This is a genomic window from Alteromonas sp. AWM4_230 (genome assembly GCF_056158305.1).
Genome location: NZ_JBSWTB010000001.1, coordinates 4507856 through 4526710 on the forward strand (window position 1 = coordinate 4507856; position 18855 = coordinate 4526710).

The following is an 18855-nucleotide window of genomic DNA, read 5'->3' on the forward strand; positions in this document are numbered from 1 at the left end:
CATGGCGTTGTGGGGTGGCCGGTTTGAATCCGGTGCAAGTAGTATGTTTAAACAGGTTAACGACTCGCTGCCGTTTGACCAAGTTATGGCAAGCCAAGATATTCAAGGCTCTATCAGCTGGTCTCGTGCGCTGCAAAAGGCAGGCGTACTAACTGCTGACGAACAAGCCCAGCTTGAAGCAGCACTTAGCGAGTTAAAAGCGAAAGCCGATGCAGGAGAGTTAGACTTTAACGCATCGAGCGAAGAAGATATTCACAGCTTTGTAGAAGCTGCGCTTATTGAAAAGCTTGGCGATATTGGTCGTAAACTACACACAGGTCGTAGCCGAAACGACCAAGTGGCTACTGACTTTCGCTTGTGGGTAAGAGAACATATTGCCTCACTTCGCGCTGATGTTTTAGGTGTTATTAAATCACTTCTAAATGCCGCTAGCCGTCATCAAGAAGCCATTATTCCAGGTTACACCCACTTACAACGTGCACAGCCTATTCACTTTGCGCACTGGTGCTTAGCTTATGTTGAAATGCTAAAGCGTGACTTAAGCCGTTTGGACGATCTTAAAGTGCGCATGAATCAGTGCCCTTTAGGCTCTGGCGCATTGGCAGGTACCACGTTTCCTGTAGATCGTCATGCCATTGCTGAAGAACTAGGCTTTGACTCTCCATGCCTAAACAGCTTAGACGCTGTATCAGACAGAGACTTCGTTCTTGAACTTTTGTTTGTGGCCAGCACCAGCATGATGCACTTATCGCGTCTTGCTGAAGATATGATTTTCTATAACTCTGGCGAAGCGGGTTTCTTGCAGTTGGGCGATAGCGTAACTTCTGGTTCGTCGCTTATGCCGCAGAAAAAGAACCCAGATGCACTAGAGTTAATGCGTGGCAAATGCGGCCGAGTATTTGGCTCGTTACAAGCACTTTTGGTTACCATGAAGGGTCTTCCACTTGCATATAACAAAGATATGCAAGAAGACAAAGAAGGTGCTATCGATACGGTAAACCAGTGGCACATTTGTTTGTGCATTGCTAGTGAAGTGCTCGACTCACTGCAGCTTAATGAAGAACGCTGCCGTACTGCGGCAACTCAAGGCTTTTCTAACGCAACCGAGCTTGCCGATTACTTGGTAGGCAAAGGTGTACCTTTTAGAACAGGCCACGATATTGCAGGGCGTGTTGTGCTTCAGGCCATAGATAAAGGCTGTGCTATTGAAGATTTACCGCTAAGCGACATGCAGGCGATTTGCGATAAAATTGAAGACGACGTATACCCGGTACTACAGCTAGAGTACGGCGTTAATCAACGCAATATCTTGGGCGGCACCAGCAAAGAAACAGTCACCAAAGCACTGTATCAAGAGTTGGAAGACTTGGATAAGCAAGGGTAGCGGTAAGGAACTACTTAGATGGTACTAGCGCAGCAAGATGGCATAAAACTGTTTCGCAGTTCACTGCCATACATTAATGCTCATCAGGGAAAGACCTTTGTACTGATGTTCGGTGGCGAAGCCATTGAACATCCTAATTTTCCCAACATAATTCAAGATATCGCTCTATTGAACAGCCTTGGTGTACGTGTGGTAGTGGTGCACGGAGCCAGACCGCAAATAGACCAGCGTGTTGCGTTACGCAGTATAGAAGGCCGTTTCGAAAACGGCGTGCGCATTACCGATAAGCAAACCCTTGAATGTGTAAAAGACGCCGCAGGTTCGGTTCGTTCACAGGTAGAAGCCCTACTTACTATGGGACTTCCAAATTCCCCCATGCACGGTGCACAAATACGGGTGTGCTCAGGCAACTTGGTGGTGGCCAAACCTATGGGCGTACGTGGCGGTGTTGACTTTGAAAACACCGGTTTAGTGCGTCGTATTGATACTACTGGCATTAACGACCATCTTAACGACGGCTCGATTGTGCTGCTATCGCCTATGGGCTATTCATCAACAGGTGAAGTGTTTAACTTATCCCATGAAGACGTGGCCACACAGGCAGCTATCGCCCTTAAAGCTGACAAGCTTATCGTATTTTCAAACTATGATGGCGTATACAACCGCGAAGGTCGTTTACTTCGCACCATTGAACGTCCTCAGCTAGAACAGCTAACTCTAGCAGGTGACATCACCACCGAAGATACGGTGTTAAGCGCCCTTACCACCAGCGTAGCTGCCGGTGTGCCTCGCGCTCACTGTATCAGCTTTGAAAAGGACGGTGCTTTACTTCAAGAATTGTTTACCCGCGACGGAACGGGCTCGCTAGTTATGGAACACCATTACGAGCAATTACGCGCAGCGACCATCGAAGATGTGGGCGGGATCTTAAAGCTAATAAAACCGCTAGAAGAAAGCGGGGTGTTAGTGAAGCGTTCTCGTGAACGTTTAGAAAGCGAAATTAACCAATTCATAGTAATAGTGCGCGATGGCATGATCATCGCCTGCGCAGCTTTGTATTTATACCCTGAAGATGGCTGTGCCGAATTAGCTTGCGTGGCGACCCACCAAGATTATCGCGGCAAAAACCGTGGCGAACGGATTCTAGATGAAGTACGAACGCGTGCTAAAGAAGCTGGTATTAACAGCATATTTGTATTAACAACGGTAACAGCGCACTGGTTCTTAGAGCAAGGGTTTGAGCCCGCAGACATTAGTGCTTTACCTGCCGTGAAAAAAGAGCTGTATAACTTCCAGCGTAATTCTAAAGTGTTTACCCTTACGGTGTGAGACCTATCTATTTAAAAACGTGAATGCTATCGCTTACTTATCCCAGCTAAGCGATAGCATTTGCGTTCCCCTTGCACTTCACTCATTACTCAGCACTAACTATCAACAAAATAAATAGTTAGGATATTGCATTTTATTGGTGCAGAAGGTTTACTGGTTAGACCAGATGAGTTTTCGAGATTTTCCATGTCGAGCAAAATAAAGCAACAAGACACCCAAAAGAATACGAGTGTTAAAGATATCACTGTTGCCTGTGCTGATAGTACTCCGCTTGCAGCTTCTCTTTTCTCTCCTGTCAGCCCTGCTAAAGCAGCCATAATGATTGGTCCTGCTACGGGTATTAAACGTCAGTTTTACAGCGCATTTGCCACTTATTTGTGTGAGCAAGGGTTTGGCGTTATCACGTTCGATAACCGAGGTATTGGCGGGTCGGTAAAGGGCAGCGTTAAACAAAGTGATGCATCACTAGTAACATGGGGTGAACAGGATATGCCGGCGGTGCTAGAGACACTAAAGATTCATTTCCCTAATGTCCCCTATTTTCTTGTTGGTCATAGCGCGGGTGGTCAACTACTGGGTTTGATGTATAACGTACACGACCTCACTGCTTTTTGTAACTTTGGCAGTTCATCAGGTAGCTTACGGAACATGCGTAAAAGCTATTTGCTAAAAGCGCATTTCTTTATGAATTTCTATATCCCGGTGAGTAATTTACTGTTCGGCCATACGAAATCTCAGTGGGTAGGCATGGGAGAGCCACTGCCTAAAAAAGTGGCGCGCCAATGGCAGAAATGGTGTAACGGTAAAGGCTACGTAAAAACAGGGTTTGGCAGTGATGTAAACCAGCACCACTACGACACCATTCAGATTCCTTCTAAGTGGCTACTCGCCAATGACGACGACATTGCTAATATTCACAACGTTCACGATATGATTAGCGTTTTCCCCAATATGGAAGCTGAGGTGGAGGAACTCGACCCTCTGGCTCATAACGTAAAAGAAATAGGCCACATGAAGTTTTTCTCACGGAAATGTCAGCACCTATGGCCTAAAGTTACCGATTACTTTAATCAATACGTGTGATATTACCTTCGAACGAGCGCTTTTTATCAAAGCGCTCGAACTCAACGAAGGTGACGAGCTCCACGCTAAACAAGCGTATAAATTCTTCCTTCGTCTGAGGGAATCTGACCTTGTTGGTGCTGGCTAAAGTCATCTTGTAATGCGCTCAACCCTTCACGCTCTTTAACGTTTAACCAACCGGCACTCCACGCAATGGCTTTTGAGACAAACCCGCTACTTAACTTCTGGTACTCAGCAGCCCCAATCTCAGACATGCGCTGCTGTATATGGGCAGGCGCAAAGAAGAACTCTTCATCGCTTGCGGGCTTAACATCCTGCCAGTGAGTAAGCCCAACGTTGATGTATCTTGTTAGGTGCGCACCAAGTCTATGTTTTATTGAGTCTTTAACCTTGGCATTGCCGGACATGTCGACCACAACGGTGCTTTTTAGTTGCAACATTTCCAGCTGTTCATAGCTAATAACGGTGCTGTAAACATTTAACGCTTCAAGTGATGCAATGCGCTTTTCAGAGGTGACGCCTATCGCGCTAATACCGGCTTCATTTAATGCAAAGGCAAGCCCTAAACTGGTTTTGCTTGAAGCACTTAATACTAATAACTGCTCTCTTTGTGCCCCAGGTATAGCATCGACTACTTCTGATAGACAGTAAGACGTTGCGTATAGCGGCCACAGCAACATCTGAAAATTTTCTTGGCTGTGCTGCTTAGTGTTTACTTCAGCGTTAGCACCAGCCGCTAATGCAGGAAGTGGCCGGTAGACATTGTACCCTTGGGGCAACTTCAAACGATGAGGGCTACAGTCGATAAGGTTACTGCTACTAACTGTAGTGTTACTCATCACCAAATATTCAGCGGGTGGGAAGTAACCCAAAAAACGACTTCCTACTTCTACCGCATCGTTATTAGATCTAATTACTTGCCCCACGCCCCATACTGGAATAACGCCCCAGTTTTCGTCGCTACTTATATTAAAAGGTGGAAAAAACTGCCAATAACCTAGCTTGTCACCCACCATATAATAGGTCAGGTTATTGGCAGTAAACGCGAACCTTTCAATTTTGATCACTAGGCTTTTCGCCTTTCCAGCTTCCTCTATCTGCGCGTTATCATGACTATCTTCTGCTTGCATTATCCGAAAGCGGTTTGGGTTCGTTTTGTCTATTTGAAACTGTTTCATCGTTATTTATAACCTTTTAAAGTTGCCCGCTCGCTTTTAAGCCGTGTATGTAAGTCATCAGCTTTTGCATGGCAGGTACCGCAGCTTCTTTCAAACGCCCTAATACCTGCATTTTTTGCATATCGTCTTTTGCAACGCCGTGTACTACTTTTGAAAAGCCATCCAGCCGACAATGGTAGATCCAATCTTTAAGCGCTGTGTCTTCACCCCAAATTTGCATATTTCGCAACATGGCGGCGGTCATGGGTAACCAATCGACGTCGCGATTAGGCAATGGGACCACTTGTGTCAGCATTTGCTTTTGTTGCTCATCGCTATAGGCCGCCTCAACGTGGGCAATAAGCGCTGCACTAAAAACGGGTTGATAGGCACGTACTGTTTGAGGGGTGATGGTGTCACCATCAAATACCGCTTTCATCTCTAAGTTAGTAAGCGCTGAAGCCGAACAATCAATAACAAGGGCGTTATCTGGCATACTCCACGTTGTATCTTCAAATTGAAGCTTATCGCGGCTGATATGCTTAACCCGACCTTCTCTAACGATAGACGGAAGCGTTTGTAAGGCTTTTAGCTCTAATTCGCTCACCGTTGCGCCGTGGAACATACTCGGTCTTACTTCCTTATCAATGCGCAGTAAAACACCGCGCTCTTCCAATTTGTCGAACATATCTTCAATGGAAGTTGACGCAGCAATAGCTTCCATCTGATTCGCTTGCGCCCCAATAGAATCAAAGAAGAAGTCATCCAAGGGCTGGGTGTTTTTACGGTTAAGTAACCACGCATCGCGCGATACCACCCAATGAATATTATGAGGGGCGACGTGATTTTCTAGCAGCCATAAGCAGGTATCAATACCCGTTTTACCACCACCGACCACCACGTAGTTATCAAAGCCTGCGATATTTTCAACCACGGTATTAACAGGCGTAAATGCAACATCGTTGTCGCGAGTAAAGCTTGGAGTATGGGTAAGTGGAATATTGGTATTTAAATAAGTGGCATCAACAATTTTCTTGTTCACAGTCACGTTATACTGCTTGCCACTTAAGGTAGAAATAAACTGTTTATTTCCTTTGTATTCGCATAGCGGGTAATACTGCACTCGATTTGAAGGCAAAAAGGTTTCGTTCATTACCGCATCGAAATACGCGCTAACTTCTTGGCCTGAAGCTAACCCCATTAGGCCTTCATTCATTCCACACTTGTCGATTACGCCCCGATTTAGCTCTTTTGAGCATACGCCATAGAACGCTGAAGGCTGGTGTAGGGTGACGAAGGGGTAAGCGTAGTTCCAATGCCCGCCGGGCTTCGCATTTTTATCTACAATCAAAATGTTGGCGTTTGTTTCGTGGAGCAGTACATCGGCGAATGCCATCCCTACCGCGCCAGCGCCTACAATCAAATAATCGCAGGTTAATTGCTCAGTTTTCATATATAGTGTCCTTATGAATAACCTGCGGGCAGGCAGGTTGAATGTTAAACCAAGAGATATAACAGCGTTATAAAACCACTTTACATAACGGTGTTATATTGCGCAACATGTAAATGATGTGTAAATGAAAAAAGATACCCGACAAAAGATTTTAGATGCTGCTTCAGCACTGTTTTTAAAAGGCGGTACAAATGCGCTGAGTGTGCGCGCTATAGCCGAAGGCGCTGGTATGTCTACTATCGGCATTTATAGCCATTTTAAAGGTAAGCAAGGCATCCTAGATGCGCTCTATATTGAAGGTTTTGAACTAGTGGAGCGTGAAATGTTGGCAGCGGATGGCAATACTGCGGCGGAAAAAGTGATTAATGGCTGCGAGCGTATTTTAACGTTTTCAGAAACTCATGCGGCTCATTATCGACTAATTTTTGCTTCTAATTTGAAAGACTATACCCCATCAGATGAGGCGATAGAGGCAGGTGAAAAAGCCTTTATCACGCTAACTAAGCTTACCGCGGCGCTGATTAAAAAAGATTTGTCTGTCGAAGAAAAACAAGATGTGGCTATGCAGGTTTGGGCGCTAAATCACGGGTACATTACCTTAAACCAGCACGAAATTAGCAAGCGTATTACTTGGAACAATTGGAAAGAACGCGCACTTCAGGCCATTCGTTTGCACGTTTACGCCCTAGTCGCAACCCAGTAAAAAAGCGGGGTCAGAGTACATTTTCCAAAATTAACTCTGACCCCATTTACTTTATCTGCTGGCTACCGCCTTTCTAACACGAGCCCCGTAGTCGCTATCTGCTAGGTCGTATTGAACGAACATGGCTTCTTGAACATCTTGAGTCGCTTGGCTTAAACCATCAGCGATATTGTTTACCAACTGCTGCTTTTGGTCTTCACTCATAATGCGGTACAGATCACCTGCCTGTGAGTAGTTGTCTTCATCACGGTTATCATAAATGTCTAACCATGCATCTTGCTCTAATGGCATCGGTGGCTCGTGCACCTCTGGCATTTCAGCAGGCTCACCAATGCGAGCACGGTTATTTGGATAGAAGTTTGCTCCACTTCCCGCAAGTGCTGGGTTAATCCCTGCAAAAGCGCCATCTCGCTGATAATTGTGTACTGGACAACGTGGTGCGTTTACCGGTATCTGGTTGTAGTTTGCACCAATGCGGTATCGGTGTGCATCTTGATATCCAATTAGTCGCGCTTGAAGCATTCTGTCTGGCGATGCACCAATACCCGGTACCAAATTGCTCGGCGCGAACGCTGCTTGCTCAGTTTCTGCAAAGTAGTTATCAACATTACGGTTCAACTCCAACTGTCCTACTTCAATTAATGGGAAATCGCTGTGTGGCCATATTTTGGTCAAATCAAACGGGTTGATATGATAATTGCGGGCTTCCTCTTCGGTCATGATCTGCACGTTCACTGTCCACGTTGGGAAATCACCGTTATCAATACTTTCAACCAGGTCTTGTTGCGCACCAAAGGCAGGCATTTTCGCTGCTTCTTCGTTAGTGAGCGTTTTAATACCTTGATTAGTTTTAAAGTGCCACTTCACCCAATAGCGCTCACCTGCATTGTTCCAAAAGCTTAAAGTATGTGAGCTATAGCCATTTACGTGGCGATAGGAAAGTGGGATACCACGGTCAGACATCAAAATCGTTGATTGATGTAATGACTGAGGGTTGTTTGCCCAAAACTCATATACCGCCTGCGGATCTGGCAAGTTAGTACGTGGGTTCTTCTTCTGGCTGTGTATGAAGTCAGGGAACTTAATGCCGTCTCGCAAGAAGAATACGGGCGTGTTGTTCCCCACCATATCCCAGTTGCCCTGTTCGGTGTAAAACTTCACAGAAAAACCACGTGGGTCACGCGCGTAATCACTTGAATCTTGACCACCACCTACCGTAGAAAATCGCAAGAACACATCAGTCTTTTGCCCTTCTTTTTGCAAGAAGTCGGCAATAGTATAATCAGACAAACTTTTAGTTAGTGTAAACGTACCATACGCTGCGCTACCTCTGGCGTGAACTACACGCTCTGGAATTCGCTCGCGGTTAAAGTGCGCAAGCTTCTCGAACAAATAATGGTTGTCGAAAGTAACTGGGCCGCGAGGACCCGCGGTTCGACTTTGATTGTCATTGGCAACGGGCGCACCATTGCTAGACGTTAGCGTGGTAGGGTTTATAGCTGTACCTGAAAATGGACACTTACTCATTGCGAATTCCTTCTAGTTCTTTTCTCGCCCTCTTTTTAGCTTTACTAATTGTCTCGCCAAAACTGGGCATAACATAAGTAACCAACAACGTTTTTGTTAATCACCTTTTTCGTTTAAAAAGATAATCGCCAAATCACCCAAACAATTAAAGTAAACAAAATAGATAATGATAATCGTGTTTTTAAATCACGCTAAAACACTTATCGTTAGGTGAATTTTTTGTATATCCGTTTTTGCTGCTGGAACATCGTTCGATGAGGGTAAGCGTCGGCGAGCTTTGTATAACTGGAAGGAGCGAAAGCTACTCATCGCTATTGTTTGGCATCGTGGATAGTTGATTAAGCTTACAGGTCCGATGGATTTTTTGGGCTCAAGCGTTGGTTAACGGAAGTCAAAAAAGCTATACAGAAATAAGGTAAAGCGAATTACTTTTTTGCAATGAAGGTCTAGCATTGTGCTTTTTTCGTAGCAAAGAACTAAACATTCGTAATCTACTAGGGGCTTGTGCCATGACAAAGCCACTCATATTCATCACCGGTTTTATAATGTTGTGCATCATTGCCTTTGCGTCTTGGAATACCTTTGAAACGCTTTGGCGTATTAACAATAAAAACAACGAGTTAACTTTTATGGGCAGTTCAGGTTGGCAATGGCATAACAAATCAAAAGGGCTTCAGATTAAGCGAGTTGATGGCTATTTGCCGGCGCTGAGAAAAGTGTCCGAGAGTAAAGAATATGCATCACTCGTTACCATTACCGAAAAGGGAGGGTACCGGGGTTTTGTATTTTTTGACCAAGACTGTGAAGAAGGCGCTATTGTCTCTGAGCATGTAACTTACAGTGCGGCAGAAGCACCAAAACTTGAAGTGTTACATTGCCTGCATGGAAAGTTAGTGTATATGAAAAACTGGTCTGCAGCGCCTAACGAACGCTGGCGAGGCCGTGTGGGCAACTTTGAATTTAATGAGGCCCTGAATGAGTGGGATTTCACACCACTTCAACAAGCCTATTTAAAGAGTGTGGCAGAACTCATTTGAAAATTGGGGTCAGAGTACTTTTTGATCTCGCTTTTTGTCTATCCCCCTCCTTAGCCATTCTGATGCTAAAAAGATGACAAACATAACTAAAGTACTCTGACCCCGTCATTTGAGTAATGTACTCTGACCCCATTATTTAGGTGTTAGCGAGGGCGTCGTCGATATCTTTTGCGCTGTGGCGGTTTGCTAGCTGGCCGTCATCGCCCCAGGTTTTGTTGACAATACGACCTCGTTTGACGCCTTCTCGTTGCTCTAGCTGTTTAGCCCATCGTACCAAGTTGGTGTACTCATGTACTTGAAGAAACGTTGCTGCGTCGTATAGGTTGCCAAGCACTAAATTGCCGTACCATGGCCATATAGCCATATCTGCAATGCTGTATTCACTTCCCGCCATAAACTCATTATTTGCTAAGTGCTTATCTAGCACGTCTAGTTGACGCTTAGTTTCCATAGTAAAGCGATTGATAGGATATTCCATTGGGTAAGGTGCATAGCTATAGAAGTGTCCGAAACCGCCACCTAAGTAAGGCGCCGAACCTACCTGCCAAAATAGCCAGTTGAAACACTCTGCTTTAGCATGGGCGTCTTGCGGTATGAACTTACCGAACTTTTCTGCCAGGTAAACCAAAATTGAACCGGATTCAAAAAGCTTGGTTTCTGGTGACGTTGTAGTATCGACCATTGCCGGAATTTTACTGTTGGGGTTTACGTCAACAAACCCTGAAGAAAACTGCTCGCCCTCACCAATATTTATAAGCCAAGCGTCGTACTCTGCTTCACTTACACCTGCTGCCAACAGCTCTTCTAGCATGATAGTCACTTTCTGACCGTTAGGCGTGGCTAACGAGTAAAGCTGCAAACCATGTTCGCCACTCGGACGATCCTTTTCGTGGGTAGCGCCAGACACAGGACGATTAATACTTGCCCACTTGTTACCATCATCTTCAGCTTGGGTCCAAACTTCTGGCGGTGTGTAGTTATCTTCTGTCGACATAGCAAATCCTTATAGTTTCTTTATTTATTAAGTTACTGCAATACATAGCTATTAAGAACAGCATTTAAAGACTTATAGCTCATCACTGTCGACTAATAAACGGAGATATACGGTTACTGACATAAAAAAAGCCGCACTTTGCAGAGATACAAAGCACGGCTTTAATAATAAAAGGCGAGCAGTCCATTGCCCGCAAACTGGTACTAATCGATACCCACCGATAAGATTTAACAGCAGAAACGGTGGCTATATCGATAGCATGTAAACGTATAATTTCGAGTTACTTAACCTTGTAGTAGGCGTCAATTAGGTCGGATTCATCCAAGTAAACAAACATTTCACTTTGTTCATCAACTGGGCTTTTCGAAGCAGGTTCGATAGCTTTTTCCGTAGCCTTTACATCATGTGATACAGCATCAACGTTAGTTGCATCACAAGCAGAAAGTGTTGCAAGCGCTGCCATAACTAACGACGTAGAGAATGAGCGCTTAATAACTCGCGCACAGAAAGGACTTACCTTGTTTTTTAACTTTGTCATCAATAACATCTCTTGCTCCTTGTGTAACTGATAAGAGGAGTATCAATCATTGTGCCAATTAAAATTAATCTTTAAATATCAGAATCTTAATAAGAAATAGATGGTAAAGTGAATAAGAGAAATGAAGGAAATGTTGCGCATAGGCAACACCATTCTACATTGGTTAACGATTATTCCGAAAGGTGGATAAAAACCAAACAGATTGCGTTTGGTTATGCCTGCTAGTGGTACAGAATTATTAGTGTGAACGTAATCAACAGGCACAAAAAAAGCAGGTTTCACCTGCTTTTTTAAAGTTTTGTGCAGATTAAATACTTACCCGCTTATAAGGGCGATATTCAGCTTTCCAGAAGTTTCGCTCAATGCTGGCGCGCAGTGCGTCGTCAGACATTTCCAAGGCTAGCCCCTGCTCCATCGCTACTTTTCCTACTTCAAAAGCGATTTCACGGCTAATTTCCGCGATAGCTGCAAGTGGTGGCAATAATGAACCTTGACCGGTGTTGACTAATGGCGACGCTGCCGCCAGAGCATTACTTGCTGCCATTAGCATTTCATCGCTAATTAACTTCGCTTTTGATGCAACAACACCAAGACCAATACCAGGGAAAATATAAGAGTTATTACACTGAGCAATAGGGATGACATTGCCATTGTACTCAACAGGCTTAAACGGGCTCCCGGTTGCAATAATAACCTCACCTTCGGTCCATTCAATTACTTGCTCTGGACGCGCTTCAACCTGGCGAGAAGGGTTGCTTAACGGGAAGATAATCGGCAGTTCACAACCTTGCTTCATGGCACGGATAACTTGCTCAGTGAATAGGCCTGGCTGACCTGAAACACCAATAAGTACGTCTGGTTTCGCGCAGTGCATCACATCTAACAAAGAGGCGTAGTCACCGCTGAATGTCCAATCTGCCAAATCGGCATTCTTCTGCTGAAGTTTTTGTTGAAAGTCGCGCAAACCTTCCATGCCTTCAGTTACCAAACCAAAACGGTCAATCATAAACACTTGCTTACGCGCTTGTTCGTCGGTAAGGCCTTCGAATACCATTTGCTGAATTAGCATTTCAGCAATACCACAGCCCGCAGAGCCCGCCCCAACGAACACAACTTTCATGTCTCTTAGCTTTTGCTGCTTGGTTTTACACGCCGCCAGAATAGTGCCAAGAGTAACTGCAGCGGTGCCTTGAATATCGTCGTTAAAACAGCACACGTCGTTGCGATAGCGGTTTAATAGCGGCATAGCATTTGGCTGTGCAAAATCTTCAAATTGAATCATCACGTCAGGCCAGCGTCGCTTCACCGCATTGATAAACATATCAACAAATTCGTCGTACTCTTCCTGCCCTATACGCGGGTGGCGCGCGCCCATGTACATAGGGTCATTAAGCAGTTTTTCGTTGTTAGTACCAACGTCTAACATCACTGGTAAAGTGTACGCAGGGCTAATTCCCCCGCAAGCGGTGTAAAGCGATAGCTTTCCGATAGGAATGCCCATACCACCTATACCTTGGTCACCCAAGCCTAGAATGCGCTCACCGTCAGTCACAACAATCACTTTCACTTTGCGCTTTGTCGCATTGCGAACGATGTCATCTAGCTGATGACGTTCTTCATAAGACACAAACAAGCCGCGTGAACTGCGATAAATGTCAGAAAACTGTTCGCATGCATCACCTACAGTTGGGGTGTAGATGATAGGCATCATTTCATCGATGTGCTTTTGAATGAGACGATAAAACAAGGTTTCGTTGTTATCTTGAATAGCGCGCAGATAAATATGCTTGTTTAGTGCTTCGTCAAAGCTGCTGTACTGCATATAAGCACGCTCAACCTGCTCTTCAATCGTTTCATACCGTGGAGGCACTAGACCAGTTAAGTTAAAGGCCGCACGCTCACGTGCAGTGAAGGCACTGCCTTTATTCAGTAGGGGTGTTTCCAGCAGTGAAGGGCCGGCATGAGGAATATAAAGATATCGCTGTGAATCTTCTGACATTGGTTTTCCGATAATGAGTTCAGGGCAAATACATCGCCTTCGCCTAAAGCAGCACGCACACAGCGTGCTTTTTTATAATTAGAATATTTCTTCTGGCTCTGGCGCGGTAGTCTTGTCCTGCGTGGCAGGATCCAACACTTCGTCATCGCGAACGTAAGTGGTTGGTTCCGTACCTTGCAGGAAGTATTCGAATAGTGTCGTATGGTCTGTACGTCTGGTCAACTTTCCACTGGTACGATCAATGCGAACACGCACTATATTCTCTGGTACGGGCATAGGCGTATGCGGTTTATTTTCAAGGGCGTGCTGCATAAATCTTATCCATGCAGGCTCCGCCGCTTTCGCGCCATCTTCGATACCAATCAAAGCGTTACCAATCCAGTTGAACTTCTCAGGGTCCTTATTAATCAAATTTTGATTACGTGTGGCACGTCCCAGTTGACGGCCCATATTGTCGAACCCAACCCAGGTTGTTGCCACTAAGTCCTTATGGAAGCCACTAAACCAGGTATCGCGAGAGTCGTTGGTAGTACCTGTTTTACCAGCAATATCAGTACGCTGTAGGATGTTTCGAGCACGCCAACCTGTGCCTAACCAATAGGTCTTTTTGCTCCAATTTCCATTTGCTCGAACAGCCGTACGCATCATCTCTGAAACTAAGAAGGCATTTTGAGCCGTAATGACCCGAGGCGCTATCGCTTTTTCAGTGTTTTCATCAAGGTCGGCGTCACCTAGTAAGATATCTTGGTTTAACTCAGCGGCTAGCAAGGCTTCAATATCCGCTTCTTCGTCTTCAGGCAGCATTTCTTGCTCGCTTTGGTTTTCGCAACGATTACATGCCCACACAGGGTTTGCTTTCCAAAGTTCATCGCCGTTTTCGTCAAGCACCTTGCTAATGAAATGAGGGTTTACTAAGTAACCGCCGTTCGCGATGACCGACATACCTCTTACGACTTCAAGTGGGGTGTGTGAACTCGAGCCAAGAGATACGGTTTCATCTAATGGAATGTCGTCTTTATTAAAACCAAATCGGGTTAAATAATCTGCCGTTTCTCTTAGACCAACACCACGAAGTAAACGAACCGATACCACGTTTTTAGATTTGCCCAAGGCTTTGCGCATCCTAATTGGGCCATCGTACTCTGCTGGTGAATTTTGCGGTCGCCAAGCAACGCCGGTAGCGGCATTCCATTGGTTTATAGGCGCATCGTTTATAATTGACGCGAGTGTGTAACCACTGTCTATTGCTGCTGAATAAACAAAAGGCTTAATATTCGAACCCACCTGTCGTTTTGCCTGGGTCGCCCTATTAAATTGACTTTGGTAAAAGCTATAGCCGCCAACCACAGCTTCAACAGCGCCATTTTGAGGATTAAGCGCAATAAAGGCACCGCTTACTTCTGGAATTTGCGCAATACGCCACTGCCCTTCTTGCTGCCTGATATAAATTACTGCGCCTTCTTGGGTTACATCTGAGGCGGTTTTAGGGTCACTACCCTGCCTAAAATCCGTAATGTAGCGACGAGCCCAGTCCAAGCCGTCCCACTCTACCGTAATGGTTCTTCCATCAACGGCAAGCACATCTATCGACTGTTCATTTACCTTGGTAACTACAGACGGTAATAAGGGTTTGATATGAGGAATTTCTTCAAGCACACGCATGAGTGATTCGTTGTTCCACTCTTCTCGTGTTGTTTTATTACTTACGTCAAAGCTTAAGGAAAGCTGGGGAATGACGTCATCTTTACCTTCTTGCTTAGGAATATCCCATAAGTATCCCAACGGGCCTTTATACCCATGACGCTCATCGTAATCATGAAGGTTTCTCACCACTGCGCGTTGTGCCGCAAGTTGCAGATCAGAAGTTGCTGTAGCGTAAACCTGGTAACCGCCCGTTTCCGCTTCTTCTTTTCCATAAATTTCTACCATTTCATTGTAAATGGTATCTGCTAAATATGGCGCATCAACTTCAATTTCAGCGCCGTGTTTCTTCGCTGTAACTGGCGCATTAGCCGCTTCATCGAACTGGGCTTTGGTTATGTATTCTTCATCTAACATTCGAAGAAGTACAACACGTCGACGCTCAACCGAACGCTCTGGCCCGCTTACGGGATTAAGTAACGAGGGAGCTTTGGGCAGACCAGCAATAGTGGCAATTTGGGCTAGAGAAAGCTCGCCTAGCGGTTTGCCATAATACACTTGGGCCGCAGCACCGAATCCAAACGCCCTGTGCCCTAACTCAATTTTGTTTAGGTACAGCTCTAATATTTCTTGTTTGGAAAGCTCTTGCTCCATGTGCAGCGCAATGAAAATTTCTTTAATTTTTCGAATGTAGGTCTTTTCACGACTAAGAAAGAACCCTCTTGCTAGCTGCATGGTTAATGTACTTGCGCCCTGACGCTTTTCGCCCGTAAGTACTAGACTTACTGCAGCACGTACAATACCAATGGGGTCAATGCCGTGATGTTCGTAGAAGCGGCTATCTTCAGTAGCCAGTATGGCGTCAATTAATTCTTGCGGAACTTCCTCAAGTTTTACTGGGATCCGCCGTTTAACTCCATATTGTGAAATAAGTTTTCCGTCTTTAGTGTATATCTGCATAGGGGTTTGCAGTTGTACATCCTTAAGTACAGTAACACTTGGTAGGTCAGGTTTGATATAAAAGTAAATACCTACCAGTGCTGCAAAACCAAGAAGGCCTGATAGAAAGCTAAATAAAATAAGTGGTTTAATGTACTTCACTGTAACGGATACCAAGACATTTTGTTGAAATGACGTATATTCTATACGTATGTGTTATCTGTAGAACCATACGCACAATACTAATAGAGTAATATTGTACTTTAGAGCAACTACCTTTGAAACTGGACACTTGTAAATGAAATCGCTGTTCCAAAAAAAGCTGCCGCCCATTGTGGGCTTAGACATAGGCACGCGTCAAATAAAAGCGGTGTGGCTAGAACAATCAAAAGACGGGTTCGTCCTTCAAGGGTATGCCTGCGAACCCATCTCAAAGATCGCTTTTTCAGAGCGAGATATTAAAGATTATGAATCGGTTAGCGTTGCGCTAAAAAAAATCCGTAAATCGTTAAAAACAAAGTTAAAGCTGGCAAATGTCGCGGTGGCAGGCACGTCCGTTATTAGCAAAACAGTCTATATGGACCCTGAGCAAAATGATTACGACCTTGAAAATCAAATAGAGATAGAAGCAGACAGTCTTATTCCCTACCCCCTTGAAGAAGTCTATTTAGATTTTGAAGAAATGGGGCCAAGCGCGACTCACACTGGTAAGGTCAATGTTTTATTAACGGCCGCTCATAAAGATCTCGTCGACAGTAGGTTATTGCTAGCAAGAGAAGCTAACTTCGAGCCTAAGATTGTTGATATGGAAAATTACGCTATTGGCAATGCATTGGATTTTTTCCACACTCCGCAAGCTGAAGATGAGCCACTTTGCTGTATAAATGTGGGCGCCTCGTTGCTTCAAATATGCGTGATTAAAAACGGTGATGTGATTTACACGAAAGAGCATGCATTTGGGCTTAACCAACTGATCAATGATATTAGTGCCATCCATATGGTCGAAAGAGAGGTGGCAGAGCGTCAGTTACTAGACGGGACGCTTTCAGGCAATTGGGTAGAAGACACCCTTCCCATTTTTGCAGCTAACCTTCAGCAGAATATTAACCGCGCTCTTCAGATGTACATGAGCACCTTGCATGCTGAACGACCAAAGAAAATTCTGTTGAGTGGTGGCGCAGCGACCATCGAACCACTGGTAGACATTCTGAAACAAGACTTAGGCCTTGAAGTAGATTGCTTCAACCCATTTAGTAATATGACTATAAACCCAAAACTCGATACTGCACGACTTAGTAAAATTGCACCTCAGCTTGCAATAGCAGCGGGTCTGGCGAGCCGGAGCTTTACGCCATGGCACATGTAAATTTACTGCCTTGGCGAGAAAAGCAGCGCCAACATCAAAAGCAACAATACTTGGCAGGCCTAGTTGCGGTTGCCGCTATTGTGGGCTTAATTTTTTGGTTTATTGGTCAAGCTATCGACCAGCAGATTAATAACCAAAACTCACGTAACCAATACCTTGAACGCGAAATTGCTGTTCTTGATGCGCAAATTGGTGAGATTAAAAAAGTAAAAGAAAGAAAGAGCGCGGTTGAGCAGCGTATGGCACTCATTGAGCAACTACAAGCAAACCGTAACGTCGCCCCTATTGTATTTGATGAGCTTGCCAAGCTGGTCCCCCAAGGGGTGGCTTTCGAATCTATGACAAGAACCAATAACATCATCACGATAGAAGGGATTAGCGACTCAAACAACCGCTTATCAGATTTTATGCGCGCACTAGATAATTCAAAAGTATTCGTGGGCGCAGAGCTTTCTACCATAAAATCTGACAGCAGTGCGGCTAGAGCGATTAGCAACTTTACGCTTACGTTTTCGATAAACCCGAACGTTGCTACCTTAGAAATTGTCAGTAGTGAGGCGAAGTAATCATGAAGTTTGATGTCTCGAAACTAAAAGAACTCAACGAACTCGACTTTGAACAAATCGCAATTTGGCCGAACGAAGTCCGCATAGTTGTCGCTGCGTTTCTTGCCATATTGGTAGGTGCAATAAGCTACTACACCTTGGTAAGCCCCAAACTACCGATTATGGATGCCGCCGAGCTAAAGGAGCAAGAGCTGAAACTGCAGTTTGAGGCTAAATACCGCATTGCGGCTAATTTAGAAGCGTATGAAGAGCAACTTGCGAAGATAAAGGAAGACTTCTCTTCTATGCTTAAAAGTCTGCCAACCAGTAACGAAACGCCAGGACTGCTTGACGACATCACATATGTGGGTACGTCAGCTGGGCTGACGTTTGAACTCCTTAACTGGCAGCAAGAAGTACCAAAGGAATTCTACACCGAGCTCCCTATCGAAATGGAAGTAAGCGGAGGTTATCATGACTTCGGCGAATTCGTGTCTAAAGTGGCCGACTTACCCCGTATTGTTACGCTACATGACTTTGATATTAAGCGCGAAGTAGGCGGCTTGTCTCTTAAATTGCAAGCTAAAACCTATCGTTCTGAAAATGCTTCAGATGTTGAAGGAGATGAACAATGATTCGTTCGCTTTTATCTCTTTTAATTTTACTACTTATAACAGGCTGTTCGCCTAAGCTTGACGATCTTCAGGCCTACACACAAAGTGTTAAGGAGCGAGCACAGCCTCAAATAGAGCCCTACCCAGAATTTAAAACACACCCACCATTTAGCTACACTGCGAGCACGCTTAGAAGCCCGTTCGACCGACCGCGAAAGAATACGGCGCCGGTAGCTAAAGCAAGGGTAGAAAACTGTCTACAACCCAACTTTCAACGCACTAAGGAAGCATTGGAGGCTTATGGTGTAGATGCCCTTGCACTTGCTGGCAACTTTGCCGTTAAGGGGGAAAAGTGGGCATTATTAAAAAGCAACGATGGCGCGTTACATAAAGCTAAAGTAGGGAGTCGTATCGGGCTGTTTTATGGCAAAATTATGCAAATTAGCACCGACTCAATTACTATTGAACAATTATTACCTGATGGTGCAGGCTGCTGGCAAAGGAAAACAACAACAATGACTACAGCATCGAAGGCGGGAGAGTAAG

General features: G+C 44.9%; 16 protein-coding genes. 9 read left to right on the forward strand and 7 right to left on the reverse strand.

Features of this window, described 5'->3' with window-relative positions; genetic code table 11:
• The first annotated feature begins 1 nt into the window (after window position 1).
• The 3 genes from argH to ACXACS_RS19455 all read left to right on the forward strand — a co-directional run bounded on the left by argH (window position 2) and on the right by ACXACS_RS19455 (window position 3796).
• Complete coding sequence (gene argH / locus ACXACS_RS19445; RefSeq protein WP_118490460.1) at window positions 2-1384, forward strand: argininosuccinate lyase; 1383 nt, start codon at window positions 2-4, stop codon at window positions 1382-1384.
• 18 nt (window positions 1385-1402) lie between these two features.
• Complete coding sequence (gene argA / locus ACXACS_RS19450) at window positions 1403-2713, forward strand: amino-acid N-acetyltransferase (protein ID WP_474809058.1); 1311 nt, start codon at window positions 1403-1405, stop codon at window positions 2711-2713.
• 186 nt (window positions 2714-2899) lie between these two features.
• Window positions 2900-3796, forward strand: a complete 897-nt coding sequence (locus ACXACS_RS19455; protein ID WP_474809060.1) for an alpha/beta hydrolase family protein — start codon at window positions 2900-2902, stop codon at window positions 3794-3796.
• 65 nt (window positions 3797-3861) lie between these two features.
• On the opposite strand, the gene ACXACS_RS19460 is transcribed toward ACXACS_RS19455, so the two are convergent.
• Both ACXACS_RS19460 and ACXACS_RS19465 read right to left on the reverse strand, forming a co-directional pair.
• Window positions 3862-4974, reverse strand: coding sequence for a DUF2855 family protein (locus ACXACS_RS19460; RefSeq protein ID WP_474809062.1), 1113 nt, complete (start codon window positions 4972-4974; stop codon window positions 3862-3864).
• Window positions 4975-4990: 16 nt separating this feature from the next.
• Window positions 4991-6406 carry an NAD(P)-binding protein gene (locus ACXACS_RS19465; protein ID WP_474809064.1) on the reverse strand — a complete coding sequence of 472 codons (1416 nt, stop codon included), beginning with the start codon at window positions 6404-6406 and terminating at the stop codon, window positions 4991-4993.
• Window positions 6407-6530: 124 nt separating this feature from the next.
• Here ACXACS_RS19465 and ACXACS_RS19470 point away from each other — a divergent pair, with 124 nt between their 5' ends.
• A complete protein-coding gene (locus tag ACXACS_RS19470) occupies window positions 6531-7109 on the forward strand; it encodes a TetR/AcrR family transcriptional regulator (RefSeq protein ID WP_474809066.1) in 579 nt (192 codons plus the stop codon).
• 51 nt (window positions 7110-7160) lie between these two features.
• Here ACXACS_RS19470 and ACXACS_RS19475 read toward each other — a convergent pair whose 3' ends face one another.
• The gene (locus ACXACS_RS19475; protein WP_474809067.1) at window positions 7161-8636 is read right to left on the reverse strand and encodes a catalase; all 1476 of its coding nucleotides are present in this window, start codon (window positions 8634-8636) and stop codon (window positions 7161-7163) included.
• Window positions 8637-9145: 509 nt separating this feature from the next.
• Here ACXACS_RS19475 and ACXACS_RS19480 point away from each other — a divergent pair.
• Window positions 9146-9673 (forward strand): hypothetical protein, encoded by a 528-nt coding sequence (locus ACXACS_RS19480; protein WP_474809069.1) that lies wholly within the window; start codon window positions 9146-9148, stop codon window positions 9671-9673.
• 136 nt (window positions 9674-9809) lie between these two features.
• Here ACXACS_RS19480 and yghU read toward each other — a convergent pair whose 3' ends face one another.
• The 4 genes from yghU to ACXACS_RS19500 all read right to left on the reverse strand — a co-directional run bounded on the left by yghU (window position 9810) and on the right by ACXACS_RS19500 (window position 15946).
• A complete protein-coding gene (yghU, locus tag ACXACS_RS19485; protein WP_179982168.1) occupies window positions 9810-10667 on the reverse strand; it encodes a glutathione-dependent disulfide-bond oxidoreductase in 858 nt (285 codons plus the stop codon).
• 280 nt (window positions 10668-10947) lie between these two features.
• Window positions 10948-11205 (reverse strand): hypothetical protein, encoded by a 258-nt coding sequence (locus ACXACS_RS19490; RefSeq protein ID WP_474809071.1) that lies wholly within the window; start codon window positions 11203-11205, stop codon window positions 10948-10950.
• A 307-nt stretch (window positions 11206-11512) separates the two neighbouring features.
• Window positions 11513-13204, reverse strand: coding sequence for an NAD-dependent malic enzyme (locus ACXACS_RS19495; protein ID WP_474809073.1), 1692 nt, complete (start codon window positions 13202-13204; stop codon window positions 11513-11515).
• Between the two features lie 78 nt (window positions 13205-13282).
• Window positions 13283-15946 carry a penicillin-binding protein 1A gene (locus tag ACXACS_RS19500; protein WP_474809075.1) on the reverse strand — a complete coding sequence of 888 codons (2664 nt, stop codon included), beginning with the start codon at window positions 15944-15946 and terminating at the stop codon, window positions 13283-13285.
• A gap of 136 nt (window positions 15947-16082) precedes the next feature.
• Between ACXACS_RS19500 and pilM the strand changes: the two genes are divergently transcribed.
• Genes pilM through ACXACS_RS19520 form a run of 4 tightly spaced genes read left to right on the forward strand, consistent with a single transcriptional unit; the run spans window position 16083 to window position 18854 of the window.
• Entirely contained in the window at window positions 16083-17150 is a 1068-nt protein-coding gene (gene pilM / locus ACXACS_RS19505; RefSeq protein ID WP_474809076.1) for a type IV pilus assembly protein PilM, read from the forward strand.
• Entirely contained in the window at window positions 17138-17716 is a 579-nt protein-coding gene (locus tag ACXACS_RS19510) for a PilN domain-containing protein (protein WP_474809078.1), read from the forward strand. Before pilM ends, ACXACS_RS19510 begins: the two co-directional genes overlap by 13 nt.
• Before the next feature lie 2 nt (window positions 17717-17718).
• Window positions 17719-18330: a type IV pilus inner membrane component PilO gene (locus ACXACS_RS19515; protein WP_474809079.1), complete on the forward strand. Its 612-nt coding sequence runs from the start codon at window positions 17719-17721 to the stop codon at window positions 18328-18330.
• The gene (locus tag ACXACS_RS19520) at window positions 18327-18854 is read left to right on the forward strand and encodes a pilus assembly protein PilP (RefSeq protein WP_474809081.1); all 528 of its coding nucleotides are present in this window, start codon (window positions 18327-18329) and stop codon (window positions 18852-18854) included. The genes ACXACS_RS19515 and ACXACS_RS19520 overlap by 4 nt, the downstream gene beginning before the upstream one ends.
• Window position 18855: the final 1 nt, after the last annotated feature.